This window comes from Franconibacter sp. IITDAS19, assembly GCF_023079515.1.
Lineage (GTDB): Bacteria > Pseudomonadota > Gammaproteobacteria > Enterobacterales > Enterobacteriaceae > Franconibacter > Franconibacter pulveris.
The window spans coordinates 448205-469473 of sequence record NZ_JALJCP010000002.1 but is presented as its reverse complement, the minus strand read 5'-3'; the positions used below and the strand labels follow the sequence as shown (position 1 = coordinate 469473).

Sequence of the window (21269 nt, the reverse complement as noted above, 5' to 3'; positions counted from 1 at the left end):
CTGACCAGATAAAATAATTATACCACCTGGTTCATCTATGTGAATGGTGTCGGCAAAATTTGTTACGAATGAAAGTTAAATTGTTAAATGTGAAGGGTGAAATGAACCGATTGGGTAAGGTGAGGGCGTTGAAAAAAGATAAAAAAAGCCCGGCGCGGTGCCGGGCGGAGAGAGAAATTAACGGTCTTTACGCCAGGCGTCGGCGGTCAGCGCCTCGCCGAAATGGCTGGCGATAAGCCGTTTTGTCAGTTCATGCAGCGGCGACGCCAGCACATCCGCCGTCGCGCCGCGCTCCACGACTTCGCCCTGATGCATCACCATCACCTGGTCGCTGATATGCTTCATCATGCCGATATGCTGCGTGACGTAAATATAGGCGATGCCCTGCTTCTCCTGCAGCTCGAGCATCAGGTTAATCAATTGCGAGCGCATCGACATATCGAGCGAGGCGAGCGCCTCGTCCGCCACAATCACTTTCGGGCGCAGGATCAGCGCGCGCGCCAGCCCCAAGCGCTGTTTCTGGCCGGGCGCAAGCATGTGCGGATAGTAGCTTGCGTGATCTTCCAGCAGCCCAACCATGCGCAGGGTTTCAATGATGCGTTTTTTTCGCGCCTGCGGCTCCAGGTCGGTGTTCAGGCGCAGCGGGAAATCAAGGATCTGCGAAATTCGCTGGCGCGGGTTAAGCGAGGTGGAGGGATCCTGGAAAATCATCCTGATGCGCTGGCTGCGAAAGGCGTAATCGCCAAAATGCAGCGGATGATCGTCAATCATCATATCGCCCGTGGTGGGCGCTATCATTCCGGCGAGCATTTTCGCAAGCGTCGATTTGCCCGAGCCGTTTTCGCCGATAATCGCCAGCGTCTGCCTTTCGCGCAGGGTAAAACTGAGCGGCTTGACCGCCTCTATGGTCTGACGATGGAACCAGCCGGTACGGTAGCGGAAGGTTTTACTGAGATTACGGATCTGTAAGAGGGTCTCGACCATTTCACTCTTTCTCCATGTTCAGGGGGAAATGGCAGGCGAAATAGTGGCCGCGCGGGCCATCGAGCCGCGGCGTTTCGATGCATTTGCGCTGAGCGTACGGGCAGCGAGGACCCAGACGGCAGCCAATCGGTAAATGCTCAAGCAAGGGAATCGCGCCAGGCAGCGTATTGAGGCGGCTTTTATGCGGCATCGGGCTGCCGAAGTCGGGGATAGCCCGGATAAGCGCCTGCGTATAAGGGTGATGCGGCATGGAAATTAAGTCTTCGCTCGGCGCGGTTTCCACCGTCTGCCCGCAGTAAAGCACATTGATGCGGTCCGCCCACTGGCTCAGCATCTGCAGGTCATGGCTGATAAGCAAAATCGTGGTGTTGTTGTTCTGATTAAGCCGGGTGAGTAAACGGAAAATTTGTGCCTGTGTCGTGGGCTCCATGGCGTTGGTCGGCTCATCGGCAATCAGCAGACGCGGCTGGTTCGCCAGCGCGATAGCTATCATCACCTTCTGGCATTCGCCCTCGGTCAATTCGTAAGGAAAACTGCGCATAGCGTCTTTGTGATCTTTTATCCCGACGCGGTGCAAAAGCTCAATAGCGCGACGCTTGCGCCAGCCGAAACGTTGCCACCAGCGTCCTTTATAAGTCCAGGCGGGAATGTTTTGCATCAGTTGGCGACCTACGCGTTCTGAGGGATCAAGACACGACTGCGGCTCCTGAAAAATCATTGATACATTATGACCCACCAGGCGGCGGCGCTCGCGCGGCGACAGGCGCAGCAAGTCAATATCGGCAAAACGCATGCGGTCGGCTGTCACGCGCCAGGAGTCTTTCGTGACGCCGCAGATGGCTTTAGCGATAAGACTCTTCCCTGACCCCGATTCGCCCACCAGCCCGCGGATTTCGCCTTCGGCAAGGCTCAGGCTGACGCGGTCTACCGCCTTAACCCAGCCTTCGGCCGTTTTGAGTTCAATCGTCAGATTACGGATATCAAGTAACGGCATTATTCCACCCCCGCATTGATGGCGCGGCGGATGCCTTCGCCCAGCAGGTTAATCATCAGGACGCTTATCATAATCGCCGCCCCTGGCAGCATGACGGTCCAGGGCGCAACGTAAATCAACTCCAGCGCATCGCCAAGCATCGCGCCCCATTCAGGCGAAGGCAGTTGGGCGCCCAGGTCGAGGAAGCCGAGTGCGGCGATATCAAGGATGGCCATTGAGAACGCGCGGGTGATTTCGGCAACCAGCACCGAGGCGGTATTCGGCAGCACAGCAAACCACAGAATATTAAAGGTGGTGGCGCCATCGAGACGCGCCGCCACAACATACTCTTTCTCCAGTTCGTCGTGCACCATGCCGTAGACCGAGCGAACGATTCGCGGTAGCAGGGCAAGCCAGACGGCGAACATTGCGTGCGTCAGGTGCGGCCCGGCGAAAGCGACCACGATTATCGCCAGCAGCAGAGAGGGGATGGAAAGCAGCGTATCCAGAATATGGTTCATGACAGCCGAGCGCAGGCCGTGGGTCGCTCCGGCAAGCACACCGAGCGCCAGTCCGCATAAGGTGGCGGCGAGCGTCACGACAAACGCGCCGCCTACCGTGGGCGCCGCGCCGCTGAGCAGGCGACTCAGCACGTCGCGCCCCAGGTCGTCAGTGCCCAGGAAAAACGAAACCTCGCCATAGCGCGACCACGACGGCGGCAGCAGTTGATAGCCTAAAAATTGTTGATCAATCCCATAGGGAGCGAAAAGCGAACCAAACAGGCAGAGCAGCACCAGCCCGGCGCAGCCATAAAGGCCGACCATCGCCGCCGTGTCGCCGTAAAACTTGCGCCACACGGTGCGCAGCGCGCCGGGGGGGCGCTTTTCGCTATAAACATTATCGTAAGGCATACCAGTCCTTATGTTTCAGCGGATTAGCGAGCGCGCCGAGAAGATCGGAGAGCATATTAATCAAAATGACCAGTGAGCCTATTACCATCACGCCCGCTGAAATAGCGGCATAGTCTTGCTGACGAATGGCGTTAACCAGCCACCGCCCGAGGCCAGGCCAGCTGAAGACCATTTCGGTAATCATCGCCAGCGTCAGCATGGTGGAAAACTGCAGACCAAGGCGAGGGATCACCGGCGGCAGCGCGTTATGCAGCACGTGGCGGCGTAAAATGGTGAAACGAGAAAGCCCGCGCGTGGCGGCCGCTTTGATATAGTTTTGCTCAAATACCTCCATGGTGCTGATGCGCATCAGGCGCACCACCTCGGTGGTCGGCGCTACCGCAAGCGTAATCACGGGCAGCACCATATGGCGCAGCGCGCTGACCATCATTTCGTGCCGCCACGGCGAGTCGGAAAGCCAGGCGTCGATAAGCGCAAAGCCAGTCACGTTTTTCACTTCATAAAGGAGATCAAACCGTCCTGAAACCGGCAGCCAGCCAAGCGTCAACGAGAAAAAGAGCGTAAAGAGCAGCGCCAGCCAGAAAACCGGAATTGAAAAACCCAGCAAGGCCAGCGCGCTAATAAATTTATCCTGCCATTTGCCGCGCATGACGCCTGCCGCCATCCCCACCGGGATCCCGACCAGCAGCGCCAGGCCGAACGCCAGCAGGCAAAGCTCCATTGTCGCCGGGAAAACTTCACGTAACTGCGTAGTGATAAGCTGGCCGTTAATGCTTGAGACGCCAAAATCCCAGTGCACGACGCTTTGCAGCCAGAAAAGCCAGGCATTCCAGAACGAGGCTCCCTGCAACGGGGCGTGCGGCGTGAAATAGCTCAGGCAAAATCCCACCTGGGTAAGAAAAAACAGGGTCACCAGAAGCAGCACAAGACGCCGAATGGTGTAAATAATCATGGTTTTTTTACCTCCGCGTTATCGCGGGATACGCCAGCGAAAGAGGCATTGCCAAAGGGGCTCAGCACCAGGCCTTTCATATCGTAACGGTAAGCCTGCAAACGAAGAGACGAGGCCAGCGGCAGTACCGGCAACTGGTCGGCCAGCATATGCTGCGCGGCGGTATAGGCCTCTATCCTGGAAGCCAACTGCTGCGAAGCCAGCGCTTTTTGCAGTAAGTTGTCAAACGGGCGGTTGCACCAGTGGGCATAGTTAGTTTGCGAATGAATCGCCGCACAGCTAAGCAGCGGGCGGAAAATACTGTCCGGGTCGTTGCTGTCGGTGGTCCAGCCGGCAAGCGTTAAGTCATGCGTCATATCCATCAGCCGCGCCTCCTGGAAGCGGCCTTCCACCGGCACGATTTTCACCTCAACGCCAACCTGCGCCATATCCGCCTGGATCAGTTCAGCGGTTTTGAGCGGGCTTGGGTTCCAGGCTTGGGAGCTGGTCGGCACCCACAGTTGCAGCGTCAGGTCATGAATACCCAGTTCGCGCAGCTTTTCCCGCGCGCGACGCGGATTGTACTCGGTCACTTTTGACTCATTGTCATAAGCCCAGGAGGCGCGCGGCAGAATAGAGGAAGCGGTTTCCGCGGTACCGTAGTAAATAGACTGCATCAAACGTTGGTTGTTGATGGCGAGCGCCAGCGCATGCCGTACTTCCGGGTTGTCCAGCGGCGGTTTGCTGGTGTTGAACGCCAGATAAGCGATATTCATGCCGGGACGCAGGTTCAGGCGCAGGCGCGGGTCGTCACGCAGAATGGTGAGCTGGCTGGCGGCGGGCCAGGCAAGCACGTCGCATTCGCCAGTCAGCAGTTTGGAAAGACGCCCGGTGCCGCCGGAGCCTAAATCCACCACCACCTGCGGCATCAGCGGCTGGCCGCGCCAGTAGCCATCATGACGAACCAGCCGGATATACTGCCCGGCTCTGTATTCGCGCAGTTTAAAGGGGCCGGTGCCGACCGGCTCGCGGTCAAACTGCTCTTGTTTGTCGCTCGCGGTGAGTTTATCGGCGTATTCCGCGGACATGACCGAAGCGTAATGGGTCGCAAGATGCCACAGGAAAGAGGCATCCGGTTTCGCCAGGCGAAACTCTACCGTGCGGTTATCCAGTTTACGCACGCTTTGCACGCTTTCGGCAAACTGCAGGCTATCGAAATAGGGATAACTCGCGCCGTTAACCGCATGCCAGGGATGATTGCGGTTAAAGATGCGCTGGAAGCTGAATACCACATCATCCGCATTCAGCGGGCGGGTAGGGGTAAACCAGGCCGTAGACTGAAAGTGAACATTGTTACGCAGGCGGAACCGGTACGTCGCGCCGTTATCCAGCACTTCCCAGCTTTCCGCCAGTTCAGGCACCAGACGATAAGTATAAGGATCCACATCCAGTAAACGGTCATAAAGCTGGGCGGCGAGCGTATCGACAATAAGTCCGCTGCCCGCTTTCTGGGGAGTAAACGTATTGACCTGGCCGTTAACACAATAAACAAACCCGCTTTGACGAATATCGGCGGGCTGTTCAGCGGACGCAGCCAGCGTCTGGCCGCTCAGCAAGCCAAGCGTCAAAAGCAAGGGGGGTAAAATTGCACGCATATATTTTTAGGTTATGAAGGCTCTAGCCAAAGTGTATCGCACCTGACATAGCTTCGTAAAAAAAGTCTGACTGCGTAAGCGCGCCGCTCAGGCCGTCTGGTGTTTTTTCATCAGCGCCCGCAACTGATGGTAGGTCAAGCCGAGCAAGTCGGCGGCCCGTTTCTGGTTATATTTCGCCTGAGCAAGGCTCGCTTCCAGCAGCGTCTTCTCCTGGTCGTGCTGCCACTGGCGCAGATCCAGCGGCAGCGCGGGCGCGCCAGGAGAGGCGGTGGGCTCCGGGTCCGGCGCCCGGGTGCGATTGAACGGGTCGAGAATAATATTATCCACCGGCTCTTCGCTGCTGCCGTGGCGGTATACCGACCGCTCCACCACATTTTTCAGCTCACGAATATTGCCAGGCCAGGCATAGCCCAGCAGCGTATCTTGCGCATCGGGGCTAAAACCGGGGAAGAGCGGCAGCCCAAGCTCGCGACACATCTGAATGGCGAATTGCTCCGCCAGCAGCATGATATCGCTGCGCCGCTCGCGCAGGGGAGGGAGTTGGACGACGTCGAAGGCGAGCCTGTCGAGCAGGTCGGCGCGGAATTTATCTTGCGCCACCAGGGCGGGCAGGTCTGCATTGGTGGCGCAAACCAGGCGCACATTCACCTGCAGTGGCTGGCTGCCGCCCACGCGCTCCAGTTCGCCATATTCAATCACGCGCAACAGCTTTTCCTGCACCAGCATCGGCGCGGTGGCCAGCTCGTCAAGAAACAGCGTGCCGCCATCGGCGCGCTCAAAACGCCCCGGGTGGCGTTTCTGCGCGCCCGTAAACGCGCCCGCCTCGTGGCCGAACAGCTCTGAATCAAGCAGATTTTCATTAAGCGCGGCGCAATTAAGCGAAATAAGCGGCCCCTGCCAGCGGCGGGAGAGGTAGTGCAGACGGTTAGCGATAAGTTCCTTGCCCGTGCCGCGTTCACCGATGATCAACACCGGTTTATCAAGCGGCGCCAGCTGTGAAACCTGCTCCAGCACCTCAAGAAAACTGTTCGCCTCGCCAATCAGATTATCTTTGTATTCAGCCATGATGAATTTCACCATTTGTTGGTGGATATCACCACTGTAGCCTGGTTTGCCGCAGCGGTAAAATTATCCATAACAAACAAAATCAAATGGTTGCGAAACTGGCATGCTAATTGAATTAAACAAGCAAGCAGGGCGACCGACGCCTCAATGCCTGAATAATGAAAGAGGATTATGTTATGGGTATTTTTTCTCGTTTTGCCGACATCGTGAACGCCAACATCAACTCGCTGCTGGAGAAAGCGGAAGATCCGCAAAAGCTGGTGCGCCTGATGATTCAGGAAATGGAAGATACGCTGGTTGAGGTGCGCTCCACTTCCGCTCGCGCGCTGGCGGAAAAGAAACAGCTGGCTCGTCGCATTGAGCAAGCTACCGCGCAGCAGAACGAATGGCAGGAAAAAGCCGAGCTGGCGCTGCGTAAGGATAAAGACGATCTGGCGCGCGCCGCCCTTATCGAAAAACAGAAGCTGACTGACCTTATCGCCGTACTGGAAGAGGAAGTCACTCTGGTTGACGAAACCCTGGAGCGCATGAAGAAAGAGATAGGCGAGCTTGAGAATAAACTGAGCGAAACCCGCGCGCGCCAGCAGGCGTTGACGCTGCGCCATCAGGCAGCCTCATCTTCCCGCGACGTCCGCCGTCAGCTGGATACCGGTAAAATTGATGAAGCCATGGCGCGTTTTGAATCTTTCGAGCGCCGTATCGACCAGATGGAAGCGGAAGCGGAAAGCCACCGCTTTGGTAAACAGAAATCGCTCGACCAGCAGTTCTCTGACCTGAAAGCGGACGATGAAATCAGCGCGCAGCTGGCGGCGCTTAAAGCCAGAGTCCAGCGCGACGAGCAGTAAAATAACAAAAAGGGCCGCGGCAGTGAGCTGCCGCGGCGACTCACCTGTAAGGAGTACACATGAGCGCACTTTTTCTCGCCATTCCGCTGACTATTTTCGTCTTGTTCGTGGCCCCTGTCTGGCTGTGGCTGCACTACAGCAACCGCTCTACAGGGAATCTGAACGCTAACGAACGTCAGCGGCTGGTACAGTTAACGGAAGAGTCCCGCCGGATGCGTGAGCGTATCCAGGCGCTGGAACAGATCCTGGACGCCGAAAACCCCAACTGGAGAAACAGCTAATGACGAGTGCATTTAACGGCCGCAAGCTCTGGCGCATTCCGCAGCAGGGCATGCTTAAGGGAGTCTGCGCCGGGCTTGCCCACTATCTTAATGTGCCGGTTAAGCTGGTGCGGTTGATTGTTGTGCTGTCGCTCTTTTTCGGGCTCGCGTTTTTTACGGTAGTGGCTTACATCATCATGACTTTCGCGCTGGATCCGATGCCAGCCGACGCGATGGATAACGAGGCTCAGGCCACCAGCAGCGAACTGCTTGACGCCGTGGACGCCGAATTGGCGGCGGGGGAGAAGCGGCTGCGGGAGATGGAACGCTACGTCACCTCCGACGCCTTTACCCTGCGCGGAAGGTTCCGTCAGCTATAGTATTAACACAAGGGTTATACGAGGAGGGCCGATGAACGAAACATCCCGTTGGCAAAGACTTTCGCGCTCGGCGAAGCCGGGGCTGAAGCTCGCCACTAAACTTGTAGCGCTTACGGCGCTGCGCTACGGCCCGGCAGGCATTGCAGGCTGGGCGGTAAAATCGGTTGCCCGCCGTCCCGCTAAAATGTTGCTTGCATTTGCTCTGGAGCCGCTGCTGCGGCGTGCGGCAAATAAAATTTCTTCGCGCTACGTTGATAAACCCCGCCGCAAATAGCGGCGGTTTTTTTGCGTCAATTATTTCTTGCCTGCGATACGCCAGTAATTTGGCGTATTTCACATTTATCACCTTTTTCTTTTTTTATTTAGGTCTTATTCCGAAAATGCGGCGGAAGGCGTGTTGACAGCAAATAAGGCCGGGAGTAGGCTCACTTTTCGTGGGACCGCTACCATGGAAAAGAAAAATGGATGCCATAAAAAACTCTCTCGCCGCGATATACGGTGAAAAATTTAAAGAAGAACACTACCTCCGCTTATCAGAAAATATGAGTAACGCCCGCCGGGAAATCAACGTTTCTCGTAAAAGAGGGTGGGATGAAAGCGATGTGGTATTGATTACGTATGCCGACCAGTTTAGTTCTCCGGGCGAAAGTCGACTCGCTACTTTTAAACGTTTTTTTGATAATTATTTACGCTCGACTTTCTCGCATGTGCACCTTCTGCCTTTTTATCCCTGGTCTTCGGACGACGGTTTTTCGGTTATTGACTATCACCAGGTTGACCCGATTAATGGCGACTGGGATGACGTAGCACGCCTGGGAGAAAGCGCCCGCCTGATGTTTGATTTTGTCTGCAACCATATGTCGGCGAAAAGCGAATGGTTTCGCAATTATCTGCACCAAAAGCCAGGCTATGAAGATTTTTTTATTGCGGTGGACCCGTCGACCGATCTTTCCGCCGTCACGCGCCCGCGCGCGCTCCCTTTGTTGACGCCTTTTACGCTTGCCGACGGCCAGGTCAGACACCTCTGGACAACCTTCAGCGACGATCAGATAGACCTTAATTTCGCGAGTCCAGAAGTGCTGCTGGCGATGGTAGACGTGCTGCTGCACTACCTCAAAGAGGGCGCGCAGTATGTCCGGCTCGACGCGGTGGGTTTTATGTGGAAGACGCCAGGCACCTGTTGCATTCACCTTGAGAAAACGCATCTGCTGGTGAAACTCTTTCGCGCTATTGTGGACTATGTTGCGCCTGGTACGGTCATCATCACCGAAACAAACGTCCCGCATAAAGACAACATTTCCTACCTGGGCAACGGGCATGACGAAGCGCAGATGGTTTATCAATTCCCGCTGCCGCCGCTGGTGCTGCATGCTATTCACACGCGTAGCGCCCGCACGCTCTGCGACTGGGCCAACAGCCTTGATGCCAGCGGCGGCGACACGACCTGGTTTAATTTTCTTGCTTCCCACGACGGCATCGGGCTCAATCCGCTGCGCGGCATTCTGCCCGAGGCGGAAATCCTGGCGCTGGTGGAAGACCTGCAGGCCGAGGGCGCGCGGGTTAACTGGAAAAATAACCCGGACGGCAGCCGCAGCCCTTATGAAGTGAACGTCACGTATATGGATGCGCTTAACACCCGCGGCTGTAGCGACTCAACAAGGCTGTCCCGTTTTCTTCTGGCTCACGCTATTTTGCTGAGCTTCCCGGGCGTGCCGGCGGTTTATATTCAAAGCATTCTGGGCTCGCGCAATGACGAAGAGGGCGTGAAGCGACTGGGTTATAATCGCGCGATTAACCGTCAAAAATATACTGAGGCTGAAATAGCGCAAGCGCTAAACAGCAGTGGCAATTTACGTCATGAAACCTGGCGGCAATTAAGCCATTTAATTAATGTTCGTCGTAATCATGCCGCTTTTCATCCGGACGGTGAATTTCGTGCGGAATTACTCAGTGAGCAGCTTTTCGTTATTGTTCGCCGCGCCTTAAATGGTGAAGAGATTAAGGCAATATTTAATCTGGGAAATACGGCGCAGACGGTGTTATTAACGGAAGGCTGGCGTCGTGAATTAATAAGTGATGCCGTAATTAACGCGCCGGAAATTACCCTCAACCCCTGGCAGGCAATGTGGCTTAGCAAAGCATAAAAGGAACGCATTATGTGGAAAAATAAACGCGTGCTGTTATCAGCACTGGTGGCGTGCGCCCTGATTTCAGGTTGTAAGCAAGAGGATAACGCCACCACCATTGAATTTATGCACTCCTCCGTTGAACAGGAGCGCCAGGCGGTAATTAATCAACTCATCGCGGAGTTTGAAAAAGAAAATCCCGGCATCAGGGTTAAACCAGTGCCGGTGGAAGAGGACGCCTATAACACCAAAGTCACTACCCTCGCACGTTCAGGCTCCCTGCCTGAAGTTATCGAGATAAGCCACGACTACGCTAAGGTGATGGATAAGGAACAGCTTATCGATCGCGATGCGGTGCAGCAGGTTATTGCCGGAATTGGTGAAGGCATGTTCTATGACGGCGTATTGCGCATCGTTCGTACCGAAGATGGCAAAGCCTGGACGGGGGTGCCGATGAGCTCCTGGCTGCAGGGCGTCTGGTATCGTAAATCAGCGCTCGCCGGGGCGGGTCTGAGCGAGCCGACAGGCTGGGACTCGCTGCTGACCGCCGCCGCCAGGCTTGCTAATCCGGCGCAAAAAAAATATGGCATTGCGCTGCCAACGGCGGAAAGCGTGATGACCGAACAGGCTTTTTCCCAGTTCGCGCTTTCTAACGGCGCCAATGTGTTTAATGCCCAGGGGGAGATAACGCTCGACACGCCGGAAATGCGCGAGGCGCTCAATTATTACGGCAAACTCGCCGCACTCGCAATGCCCGGCTCTAATGACGTTATGGAAATTAAAGACGCTTTCATGAACGGCACGGCGCCGATGGCCATTTACTCCACCTACATCCTGCCCGCCGTCTTTAAAGAGGGCGACCCGAAAGATCTCGGCTTTATCGTGCCGACGCAAAAATCCTCCGCCGTTTACGGCATGGTTACCTCTCTGACCATTACCGCCGGGCAAAGCGAGGAGGAGACTGACGCCGCGGAAAAATTTATCGCTTTTATGGAGCAAGCGCCTCACGCCGCGCAGTGGGTGCTGATGTCTCCCGGCGCGGCGCTGCCGGTGAACAAAGCGGTCGTCGATACGCCCGCCTATAAGGAGAACCCGGTCATCCAGGCCTTTAGCGTGCTCACTAATGAACTGATCGCCCAGTATCCCAACGTGCAAGTCTTCGGCTCGGTTGGCGATAAGAACTTTACCCGCATGGGCGACGTAACGGGCTCCGGGGTCATCAACGAAGTGGTAAATAGCGTAACGGTCGGCCAACAGGCGCCGCAATCCGCGCTCGCGAAGGGGCAGAAGCGCCTCGTTGAACTGGTGCAGCAGCACTAATTCTCTGCACAAGGAATGACGTTCATGAAGAAAGTGCTTTCCGGCCGTTCTGATATGCCGTTCGCCATGTTCCTCCTCATGCCCAGCCTGCTGTTGCTGGGAGGGTTGGTCGCCTGGCCAATGCTATCGAATATTGAAATCAGTTTCCTGCGCCTGCCGCTGAACCCAAGGTTAATCTCGCGGTTCGTTGGCCTGGATAATTACATCAAAATACTTACCGATGCCGCATTCTGGCATTCGCTGTGGGTGACGTTCTGGTACACCGCGCTGGTGGTGCTTGGCAGCACGACGCTTGGGCTGGCGATCGCGATTTTCTTTAACCGGGAATTCCGGCTGCGTAAAACGGCCCGTTCGCTCGTGATCCTCTCCTATGTTACGCCGTCGATTTCGCTGGTGTTCGCCTGGAAATATATGTTTAACAACGGCTATGGCGTAGTGAACTGGATCGCAGGCGACTTGCTGCACTTCTATGACGAGGCGCCGCTCTGGTTCGATAACCCTGGCAGCAGTTTTGTGCTGGTGGTGCTGTTCGCCATCTGGCGTTATTTCCCGTACGCCTTTATCTCGTTTCTCGCCATTCTTCAGACTATCGACAAATCGCTCTACGAGGCGGCGGAGATGGACGGAGCCAACGCCTGGCAACGTTTTCGTATCGTCACGCTGCCCGCCATTATGCCTGTGCTGGCGACAGTACTGACGCTTCGCACCATCTGGATGTTTTACATGTTCGCCGATGTCTATCTGTTAACGACGAAAGTCGACATTCTGGGCGTCTATCTCTACAAAACCGCCTTCGCGTTTAATGACCTCGGTAAAGCCTCGGCGATTTCAGTGGTGCTCTTCATCATCATTTTCGCTGTCATCCTCATTACCAGAAAACGGGTGAATCTCCATGGCAACAAGTAAACGTACGCTTCGCCGCATCAGCTTTTACGCCGGGCTGGCGCTCTTTCTGATCTTCACGTTGTTTCCTTTCTTCGTGATGTTGATGACCTCGTTCAAAAGCGCGAAAGAGGCGATATCGCTGCACCCGACGCTGTTCCCGCAGCACTGGGCGCTGGAGCATTATGTCGACATTTTTAACCCGCTGATCTTTCCGTTTGTTACCTATTTCCGTAACAGTCTGGTGGTTTCTTTAACCGCCTCCGGCGTGGCGGTGTTTATCGGCATACTGGGCGCGTATGCGCTCTCGAAGCTGCGCTTTAAAGGACGTATGACCATCAACGCCAGCTTTTACACGGTCTATATGTTCTCGGGCATTCTGCTGGTCGTGCCCTTATTTAAAATCATCACTGCGCTTGGCATTTACGATACGCAACTTGCCATCATCCTCACCATGGTGACGCAAACTCTGCCTACCGCGGTATTCATGCTGAAAAGCTACTTCGACACCATTCCGGATGAGATTGAAGAAGCGGCGATGATGGATGGCCTTAACCGCCTGCAAATCATTTTCTACATCACGGTGCCGCTCGCGGTATCCGGTCTGATATCGGTCTTTGTCTACTGCTTTATGGTGGCCTGGAACGATTATCTGTTCGCTTCCATTTTCCTTTCCAGCGCCGGCAATTTCACGTTGCCGGTGGGACTGAATGCGCTCTTCAGCACGCCCGATTATATCTGGGGACGCATGATGGCGGCATCGCTGGTCACCGCCTTGCCGGTGGTTGTGATGTACGCGTTTTCTGAACGTTTTATTAAGAGCGGTTCGACTGACGGTGGCGTGAAGGGCTAACCGGGTCATTTTTAATACGGAGATTGAAATGAAGAAGTTGATTGCTAAAGCGCCCCGCGTTGCGGCGCTGGTGGAGTACGAAGACCGCCCGGTGGCGGCCAGTGAAGTGAAAATCCGCGTGCGCTACGGCGCGCCGAAACACGGCACCGAAGTGGTGGACTTTCGCGCCGCCAGCCCGTTTATCGATGAGCAGTTCTCTGCCGAGTGGCAGCTGTTCGTGCCGCGCCCGGAAGGGGCTGCGCGAGGCATTGAGTTTGGCAATTTCCAGCTTGGCAACATGGTGGTTGGCGAGATAGTCGAGCGCGGCGCTGAGGTGACGGATTACGCCCTCGGCGAGCAGGTCTGCACCTACGGCCCGCTGATGGAGACGGTTATCGTCAACGCGGTGAACAACTACAAACTGCGCAAAATGCCGCAAGGCGCATCGTGGAAAAACGCGGTTTGCTACGACCCGGCCCAGTTCGCCATGAGCGGCGTGCGCGACGCTAATGTCCGCGTGGGTGATTTCGTGGTTGTCGTGGGCCTGGGCGCGATAGGCCAGATAGCTATTCAACTGGCGAAAAAAGCGGGCGCATCCGTGGTCATCGGCGTCGACCCGATTGCGCATCGCTGCGAGATTGCCCGCCGTCACGGCGCTGATCATTGTTTAAACCCGGTGGGAACCGATGTCGGGCTTGAGATCAAAAAGCTGACCGGCAAACAGGGCGCTGACGTGATTATTGAAACCAGCGGTCACGCCGATGCGCTGCAGGCAGCGCTGCGCGGCATCGCCTATGGCGGCACTATCTCTTATGTCGCTTTCGCCAAGCCGTTCCCGGCGGGGTTCAACCTGGGGCGCGAGGCGCACTTTAACAATGCGAAAATTGTGTTTTCCCGCGCTGGCAGCGAGCCGAACCCGGACTATCCGCGCTGGAGCCGCAAACGCATCGAAGAAACCTGCTGGGAACTGCTGATGAACGGTTATCTCAATTGCGAGGATCTGATAGACCCGGTCGTTACCTTCCAGCAGAGCGCTGACAGCTATATGAAATACGTCGATCAGCACCCGGAGTTGAGCATCAAAATGGGCGTCACTTTTTAATTCATGGATGAACAAATAATGAAAATCGCTACGCAAAACCAGGCTTTTTTTCCGCAGAATATTTTAGAGAAGTTTCGCTATATCAAAGCAATGGGATTTGATGGCTTTGAGATAGACGGCAAATTGCTGGTTGATAACCTCAAAGCGGTGAAATCCGCCATTGTTGAAACCGGGCTGCCAGTCACTACCGCCTGCGGTGGCTACGACGGCTGGATCGGTGACTTCATTGAAGAGCGCCGCCTCAATGGTCTTAAGCAGATAGCCAACATTCTGGAAGCGCTGGCGGAAGTGGGGGGCAAAGGCATTGTCGTGCCCGCCGCCTGGGGCATGTTCACCTTCCGCCTGCCGCCAATGACGTCGCCGCGAAGCCTGGAAGGGGACCGCAAAGCGGTGAGCGACTCCCTGCGTTACCTGGACGGCGTCGCGGCGCGTACCGGCACTACCGTTTTCCTCGAGCCGCTTAACCGCTATCAGGATCACATGATTAACACCCTGGCGGACGCGCGTCGCTATATCGTGGAAGGCGACTTACAGCATGTGAAAATTATTGGCGATTTTTATCACATGAATATCGAAGAGGACGATATCAGCGCCGCCTTTCACGACAACCGCGACCTGCTAGGCCATGTGCATATCGCTGATAACCACCGCTATCAGCCGGGCAGCGGCGCTATCGATTTCAAAAAGCACTTTGACCAACTGCGGGCGGATGGTTACGACGGTTACGTCGTCTATGAATGCCGCATTCGCGCGGAGGATCCCGCGGCGGCGTACCAGCAGTCGCTGAACTTTCTGCGTCAGTGTTAAGAGGCGGCGCGCAAGATGAGTGCTAACAATCCCTTGCCGCTGCGGGTCGCCATTATCGGCGCCGGTCAGGTGGCGGATAAAGTCCATGCCTCGTTTTATAGCGCGCGTAAAGAGGTGGAACTGGTGGCTGTCTGTGACAGCAACCAGCAACAGGCGCAGGCGTTCGCTGAACGCTACGCCGTTGAACACGTCTTTACCGATGCGCAGACGCTGCTGCGAGAATGTCGCCCTGATGTTGTGAGCGTCTGTTCACCGAACCGCTTTCATCACGAGCATGTCATGCAGGCGCTGGCGGCAGGCTGTCACGTCATGTGCGAAAAACCGCCCGCCATGACGCCGCAGGAAGCAGATGAGATGCGTAAGGCGGCGCGCCAGGCAGGCAGAGTGCTGGCCTACGATTTTCATCATCGCTTCGCCCTGGATTGCCAGCTGTTGCGCCAGCGCGTGGCGGCGGGGGAGCTTGGCGAGGTCTACGTCACTAACGCCCGCGCGCTCCGCCGCTGCGGCGTGCCGGGATGGGGCGTTTTTACCAATAAAGCGTTGCAGGGCGGCGGGCCGCTTATCGACATCGGCATCCATATGCTTGACGCCGCGCTGTTTGTGCTGGGCTTTCCGCAGGTGCGTCGGGTCACGGCGCATGCCTATCAGAAACTCGGCACCCGTAAAAACAGCGGCCAGTTTGGCTACTGGGATCCAGCGGCTTATACGGTGGAAGACGCTGTGTTCGCCACTCTGGAGTTCGCTCATGGCGGCATTCTGCGCCTCGAAACCTCCTTTGCGCTGAATATCATCCCGCAGTCCGTCATGAACGTAGAGTTCTGCGGCGATAAAGCGGGCGCTACGCTTTTTCCAGCGCACATATATGAAGATGTGGATGGCGACCTCGTGACGCTGTTACAGCGCGAAAAGGCGGATGACAAGCGGCATCAGCGCAGCATGGAGGCCTTTCTTGAAGCCGTGCAGGGCAAGCCGGCGCCCATTGCCGATGCTGAGCAGGGATACCTTATTCAACAACTTGTCGCCGCCATTTATCAGGCGGCGGAAACAGGGAAGTGTGTGGAATTATGAGCGACATCAGTTCGCTGGTCGAAGCACGCTTCGACCCGCAGCGGCACAACAAGTACGCCACGCTGATGGCGGCAGGCAACGGCTACCTCGGCATTCGCGCCACGCATGAAGAGGGCTACACCACCCAAACGCGCGGTATGTTTCTCGCCGGGCTTTATCATCGCGCCGGGGAAGAGGAGCCGCGCGAGCTGGTGAATCTGCCGGATGTGGTGGGGATGCATATTGAGATTGACGGCGAGATAGTCAACCTGCTTGCCGGCAAGCTGCTGAGCTATCGTCGCGAGCTGCGCTTTGCCACAGGTGAACTGCGCCGCGAGGCGGTCTGGGAATCGGTAAGCGGTCAGCGTTATACGCTGCTCTGCGAACGATTTCTCTCTCGCCACAATAAAGCCCTTTTTTGCCAGCGTATTTCCATTACGCCGCACAACAGCGAATGTTGCATCAACATAGCAACGGGCATCGACGCCACGCAAACCAACGCGGGCCGCCAGCATCTGGATGAAACGCAGGTTCGCGTATTTGATCAGCAGATCATGCAGGCTATTTACCGCACCCGCAGCAAGGACGCGCACGTCGCTATCACCTGCGCCTGCCTGGTTTCGCCCCGCGCTCAGGTGAGCTTCTCCGCTAAAAACCGTCGGCTACAACAGCATAGCTTTTGCGAACTCAAGCCAGGCGAGACGCTAACGCTTGATAAGTATTGCCTGATTGAGCGGTGGCTGGATGGCGAGGTGCCAAAAGAGGCGGGCCAGACCAGCCTTGCGCAACTGAGCGCCTGCATGGAGCAGGGGTATGAAGCGTTGCTTGGCGCCTCTGCCGCCGTATGGCAGGCATGGTGGCGACAATGCCGGGTAACGGTGCAGAGCGCGACGCAGGGCGATCAACGCGCGCTGGATTTCGCGCTTTATCATCTGGCGGCCATGACGCCGGTTCATGATGAGCGCAGCAGCATCGGGGCGAAGGGGTTAACGGGAGAAGGTTACAAAGGGCATGTTTTCTGGGATACGGAGGTCTTCCTGTTGCCTGTCCATCTGTACACGCAGCCGGAAATCGCGCGTCAGCTTTTGCGCTACCGCTGGTTGAACCTCGCCGGCGCCCACAATAAAGCGCAGCAGAACGGTTTTGCCGGCGCATTGTTTCCCTGGGAAAGCGGACGCACTGGCGAAGAAGAAACCCCTGCCTGGGCTGCAATTAATATTCGTACCGGGCTGCGGCAAAAAGTCGCGTCTGCACTGGCGGAGCATCACCTTGTGGCGGATATCGCCTGGGCCGTCGTGGCGTATTATCAGGCAACGGGCGATGACGCCTTTATGGCGAAGGAGGGCGTGGAGCTACTGAGAGAAACTGCGCGCTTCTGGTTAAGCCGGGCGACTGAGGTCGACGGCGCGCTCGAACTGCATGATGTCATTGGCCCGGATGAATACACGGAGCACGTGAATAACAACGCCTATACCAACTATCTCGCCTGCTACAACGTGGCGATGGCCCGCCATTTCAGCAAGCGTTTTGCTAAACCCGATGAGGCTTTCAGCAGCCAGCTGGACGATTTTCTCGCCCGCCTGAGGCTGCCGCAGCCACGCCCTGACGGCGTTATCCCACAGGACGACACGTTTTTCAGTAAACCAACTATCGATCTCACGCGCTATAAAGCGAACGCTGGCAGTCAGTCGATATTGCTGGATTACTCGCGCGCCGAAGTGAACGAGATGCAGATCCTGAAGCAGGCGGACGTGGTGATGCTGCTGTACATGCTGCCCTGGCTGTACGGTGAGCCGGTGTTGCGGGCAAACCTGGCTTATTACGAACCGCGCACCATTCATGACTCCTCGCTCAGCAAGGCGATTCATGGAATTGTCGCCGCGCGCTGCCACGAGCCTGAACAGGCGTACCGCTTCTGGCGGGAAGGGTGCCAGATAGATCTCGGCGACGCGCCGCACAGCAGCGACGACGGTATTCATGCCGCCGCCAGCGGCGCTATCTGGCTTGGCGCGGTGCAGGGGTTTGCGGGCGTCGTGGCAATGCAGGATGAACTGCACATTAACCCGGTGCTGCCGAAGGCGTGGACCAGCGTCGCGTTTCCCTGCTGCTGGCGCGGCCGCAAGCTTTACCTCACCCTGACGCACCAGCAGTTAAGCGTAGAGAGCGATGGGCCGGTCATGCTGCATGTGTGCGGCAAAGCGGTTGAAGTGGACGGCAGAGCCGATTTTTTTATCCCGGCGTCCGGGAGCGGTACCAGCCAGGAGGGCATATGAAACCGCAGGCAGTGATTTTCGATCTCGATGGCGTTATTACCGACACGGCGCACCTGCATTTTGTCGCCTGGCGCAACGTGGCGGCGGAAGTGGGCATTATGATCGATGAAAAATTCAATGCTGAGCTCAAAGGCATCAGCCGTATGGCTTCACTTGAGCGCATTTTGCGCCATGGCGGCAAAGACGCGGCGTTCGACCTGTCGGCCCGCGAGGCGCTGGCAGGGCGAAAAAACGCACTGTACGTTGATTCGCTTTCGCAGCTTACCCCGCAATCCGTGCTGCCGGGCATGACTTCGCTGTTGCATACGTTAAAAGCGCAGGGGATTAAAACGGGTCTGGCTTCGGTGTCGCTCAATGCGCCGGCAATCCTGACCGCGCTGGGTCTGCAATCGCATTTCGATTTTTGCGCCGACGCAAGCAGGCTTAAACGCTCCAAGCCGGACCCGGAAATTTTTCTCGCCGCCTGCGAGGGGCTAAAGGTCGACCCGGCACGCTGTATCGGAATTGAAGATGCGCAGGCGGGCATTGAGGCGATTAACGCCAGCGGCATGCTTTCCGTGGGTATCGGCGTTGGGCTAAAGCATGCGGATCTGCTGCTGGACAGTACTGAAGAGCTTACCTGGCCGCGGCTAGAGGCTTTCTGGAACCAACAACAACGCGCTTGCGCGTCCAGCCACTGAGGGATAACTATGGCTCAGCTCTCTTTACAACATATCCAAAAAATTTATGACAACCAGGTGCATGTGGTAAAAGATTTCAACCTGGAGATTGCCGATAAAGAGTTCATTGTCTTTGTCGGCCCTTCTGGCTGCGGCAAGTCCACGACGCTTCGCATGATAGCCGGGCTTGAGGAGATAAGCGGCGGCGACTTGCTAATTGACGGCGTGAGAATGAACGATGTGCCCGCCAAGGCGCGCAACATCGCCATGGTGTTTCAGAACTACGCGCTCTACCCGCATATGACGGTTTACGACAACATGGCGTTCGGCCTGAAAATGCAAAAGATCGACCCGCAAGAAATTGACGGGCGAGTCATGTGGGCGGCGCAAATTCTGGGGCTGAAAGAGTATCTCAAGCGTAAACCCGGCGCGCTTTCCGGCGGGCAGCGCCAACGCGTGGCGCTCGGACGGGCGATTGTGCGTGAGGCGGGCGTTTTTTTAATGGATGAGCCGCTCTCAAACCTCGACGCCAAACTCCGCGTGCAGATGCGCGCAGAGATCAGCAAGCTGCACCAGAAGCTTAATACCACCATGATTTATGTGACCCATGATCAGACCGAAGCGATGACCATGGCGACACGCATCGTCATCATGAAAGAGGGTATCGTACAGCAGGTGGGGGCGCCGAAAGAGGTTTATAACCATCCGGCAAATATGTTTGTGGCGGGTTTTATTGGCTCGCCAGCCATGAACTTTGTCCGCGGCGCGATTGACGGCGATTGCTTTGTCACCGAAACGCTTAAGCTGCAGGTACCGCAGCATTTACTGAAGTCGCTGAACGATCGCGGCTATCAGCGAAAAGCAGTGGTGCTCGGCATTCGTCCGGAAGATATTCTGACGCAGCCCGGCAATGGGCAGCCTGTCTCAGCGCATATCAGCGTGGCGGAATTAACCGGAGCGGAGTTTATGCTTTATTGCACCGTCGGCGGTCATGAACTGGTGGTGCGCGCCAGCGCAGAAAAAGATTATCAGGCGGGTGAAACTATTCCGCTGTGGTTTGATATGCAAAAAAGCCACTTCTTCGATGTCGAAACAGAGTGCGTGATTAGCTAAAACCAGGCCGGGATATGCCCGGCCTTTTTAATGAATTTCAGCAGGCAGATAAGTTAATTCTCATTTCGCAGTGAACCTTTAAGCACTATACGGGTGGGAATAATCACTTCCGGCTGCGCTTTGCGCCCGGCAATAATATCAAAAAGCACCTCACTGCTTTTTTCCCCTAACGACTGCGTCGGCACGTTAATGCCGCCCGGCTCAGGTGTTAACGTAAGAGAGAGCATCTCATTGCCGTAACCAATAATGGAAAGTTGCTGTGCGATGACGATATTTTTCATCGCCGCCGCGCGGTAAACGCCGACCATTTTCAGGCTATCGGCAACGAAAATCGCGTCGGGCGGCGAGGGTAGCGAAAGCAGCGTTTCAGCCGCCGCCAGCGCGCTCTGCTGGGTATAACCGCCATCAACGATAAGACTGGGATCGCAATCCAGATGATGTTTTTCCAGCGCCGCCTTAAAGCCCGCCAGCCGATCAACGCTGACATGGTGGTCCAGCGGCGCGTGGAGGCAGGCGAGCCGTCGATGACCACGTGCGATGAGCGCTTCGGTAAGCTTCAGGCTGTCGCCGAAGTTATCGGTATCGACAGAATAAATATTGCGATAATTGCCCGCGACTTTACCAATCACCACCACAGGAACGGCGCATTTCTCCAGCTCGCTATAAAACGTGTCGTCCATGGGCGAGCTCAGCATAATAATGCCTTTAATCATCTTCTGGCGGATTTTGAGCAAACATTTATTCAGGGCGTCCTGGGGATCTTTCGACGTTTGTAAAATAACGTCGAAACCTTCCTTCTCCGCCCGAGCGGTTATGGCGTGCAGCACTTCAGAGAAAAAAGGATTGCCCGCTGTTGTTTTGGTCGAGCGCGTAGTGATGACCAGAATGGCATCAAAGCCTGCCGACGAAAGGGCGCGGGCCATTATATTTGGCTGATAGTTTAATTCTTCTATCGCTTTTAAAACACGCTCTCGCGCCTGTGGGGAAATATTGGTTTGATTATTCAGCACGCGGGAGACGGTGGATTTAGAGACCTTCGCCACGCGGGCAATATCATAAATAGTGGGGGACATTGTCGACAGTGCTCCGTCACTTCGTCAAAAC

The 21269-nt window shown here is 56.1% G+C and carries 21 protein-coding genes; 14 read left to right on the top strand and 7 right to left on the bottom strand.

Features of this window, described 5'->3' with window-relative positions:
• Positions 1–177: 177 nt before the first annotated feature.
• The 6 genes from sapF to pspF all read right to left on the bottom strand — a co-directional run bounded on the left by sapF (position 178) and on the right by pspF (position 6519).
• Positions 178–984 carry a putrescine export ABC transporter ATP-binding protein SapF gene (gene sapF / locus MT962_RS08105; RefSeq protein WP_024556137.1) on the bottom strand — a complete coding sequence of 269 codons (807 nt, stop codon included), beginning with the start codon at positions 982–984 and terminating at the stop codon, positions 178–180.
• A 1-nt stretch (position 985) separates the two neighbouring features.
• On the bottom strand, positions 986–1978 hold the full coding sequence (gene sapD, locus MT962_RS08100) for a putrescine export ABC transporter ATP-binding protein SapD (protein WP_024556138.1): 993 nt from the start codon (positions 1976–1978) through the stop codon (positions 986–988).
• Entirely contained in the window at positions 1978–2868 is an 891-nt protein-coding gene (gene sapC, locus MT962_RS08095) for a putrescine export ABC transporter permease SapC (RefSeq protein ID WP_024556139.1), read from the bottom strand. Before sapC ends, sapD begins: the two co-directional genes overlap by 1 nt.
• Positions 2855–3820 carry a putrescine export ABC transporter permease SapB gene (gene sapB / locus MT962_RS08090; protein ID WP_024556140.1) on the bottom strand — a complete coding sequence of 322 codons (966 nt, stop codon included), beginning with the start codon at positions 3818–3820 and terminating at the stop codon, positions 2855–2857. The genes sapC and sapB overlap by 14 nt, the downstream gene beginning before the upstream one ends.
• Complete coding sequence (sapA, locus tag MT962_RS08085) at positions 3817–5454, bottom strand: ABC transporter substrate-binding protein SapA (protein ID WP_247365357.1); 1638 nt, start codon at positions 5452–5454, stop codon at positions 3817–3819. Before sapA ends, sapB begins: the two co-directional genes overlap by 4 nt.
• A gap of 87 nt (positions 5455–5541) precedes the next feature.
• A complete protein-coding gene (gene pspF, locus MT962_RS08080) occupies positions 5542–6519 on the bottom strand; it encodes a phage shock protein operon transcriptional activator (protein WP_048887564.1) in 978 nt (325 codons plus the stop codon).
• Positions 6520–6695: 176 nt separating this feature from the next.
• Between pspF and pspA the strand changes: the two genes are divergently transcribed.
• The 14 genes from pspA (at position 6696) to ugpC (ending at position 20165) form a co-directional block, all read left to right on the top strand.
• A complete protein-coding gene (gene pspA / locus MT962_RS08075; RefSeq protein WP_024556143.1) occupies positions 6696–7364 on the top strand; it encodes a phage shock protein PspA in 669 nt (222 codons plus the stop codon).
• 59 nt (positions 7365–7423) lie between these two features.
• Positions 7424–7645 carry an envelope stress response membrane protein PspB gene (pspB, locus tag MT962_RS08070; RefSeq protein ID WP_024556144.1) on the top strand — a complete coding sequence of 74 codons (222 nt, stop codon included), beginning with the start codon at positions 7424–7426 and terminating at the stop codon, positions 7643–7645.
• Complete coding sequence (gene pspC, locus MT962_RS08065) at positions 7645–8004, top strand: envelope stress response membrane protein PspC (protein WP_024556145.1); 360 nt, start codon at positions 7645–7647, stop codon at positions 8002–8004. The genes pspB and pspC overlap by 1 nt, the downstream gene beginning before the upstream one ends.
• 31 nt (positions 8005–8035) lie before the next feature.
• The gene (gene pspD / locus MT962_RS08060; protein WP_024556146.1) at positions 8036–8278 is read left to right on the top strand and encodes a phage shock protein PspD; all 243 of its coding nucleotides are present in this window, start codon (positions 8036–8038) and stop codon (positions 8276–8278) included.
• A 187-nt stretch (positions 8279–8465) separates the two neighbouring features.
• Positions 8466–10148, top strand: a complete 1683-nt coding sequence (locus tag MT962_RS08055; protein WP_247365355.1) for an alpha-amylase family glycosyl hydrolase — start codon at positions 8466–8468, stop codon at positions 10146–10148.
• 12 nt (positions 10149–10160) lie between these two features.
• On the top strand, positions 10161–11450 hold the full coding sequence (locus MT962_RS08050; protein ID WP_247365354.1) for an ABC transporter substrate-binding protein: 1290 nt from the start codon (positions 10161–10163) through the stop codon (positions 11448–11450).
• Positions 11451–11474: 24 nt separating this feature from the next.
• Positions 11475–12356, top strand: coding sequence for a sugar ABC transporter permease (locus MT962_RS08045; RefSeq protein WP_188723604.1), 882 nt, complete (start codon positions 11475–11477; stop codon positions 12354–12356).
• Positions 12343–13185, top strand: coding sequence for a carbohydrate ABC transporter permease (locus tag MT962_RS08040; RefSeq protein ID WP_247365353.1), 843 nt, complete (start codon positions 12343–12345; stop codon positions 13183–13185). The genes MT962_RS08045 and MT962_RS08040 overlap by 14 nt, the downstream gene beginning before the upstream one ends.
• Before the next feature lie 28 nt (positions 13186–13213).
• Entirely contained in the window at positions 13214–14266 is a 1053-nt protein-coding gene (locus tag MT962_RS08035; protein WP_024560149.1) for a zinc-binding alcohol dehydrogenase, read from the top strand.
• Positions 14267–14284: 18 nt separating this feature from the next.
• The gene (locus MT962_RS08030) at positions 14285–15073 is read left to right on the top strand and encodes a sugar phosphate isomerase/epimerase (RefSeq protein WP_247365352.1); all 789 of its coding nucleotides are present in this window, start codon (positions 14285–14287) and stop codon (positions 15071–15073) included.
• Positions 15074–15088: 15 nt separating this feature from the next.
• Positions 15089–16141 (top strand): Gfo/Idh/MocA family oxidoreductase, encoded by a 1053-nt coding sequence (locus tag MT962_RS08025; RefSeq protein ID WP_247365351.1) that lies wholly within the window; start codon positions 15089–15091, stop codon positions 16139–16141.
• Positions 16138–18393 carry a glycoside hydrolase family 65 protein gene (locus MT962_RS08020; protein ID WP_247365350.1) on the top strand — a complete coding sequence of 752 codons (2256 nt, stop codon included), beginning with the start codon at positions 16138–16140 and terminating at the stop codon, positions 18391–18393. The genes MT962_RS08025 and MT962_RS08020 overlap by 4 nt, the downstream gene beginning before the upstream one ends.
• Positions 18390–19073 carry a beta-phosphoglucomutase gene (gene pgmB / locus MT962_RS08015; protein ID WP_024556154.1) on the top strand — a complete coding sequence of 228 codons (684 nt, stop codon included), beginning with the start codon at positions 18390–18392 and terminating at the stop codon, positions 19071–19073. Before MT962_RS08020 ends, pgmB begins: the two co-directional genes overlap by 4 nt.
• A gap of 9 nt (positions 19074–19082) precedes the next feature.
• On the top strand, positions 19083–20165 hold the full coding sequence (ugpC, locus tag MT962_RS08010) for a sn-glycerol-3-phosphate ABC transporter ATP-binding protein UgpC (protein WP_024561557.1): 1083 nt from the start codon (positions 19083–19085) through the stop codon (positions 20163–20165).
• A gap of 53 nt (positions 20166–20218) precedes the next feature.
• Here ugpC and MT962_RS08005 read toward each other — a convergent pair whose 3' ends face one another.
• Complete coding sequence (locus tag MT962_RS08005) at positions 20219–21238, bottom strand: LacI family DNA-binding transcriptional regulator (protein WP_024556156.1); 1020 nt, start codon at positions 21236–21238, stop codon at positions 20219–20221.
• Positions 21239–21269: the final 31 nt, after the last annotated feature.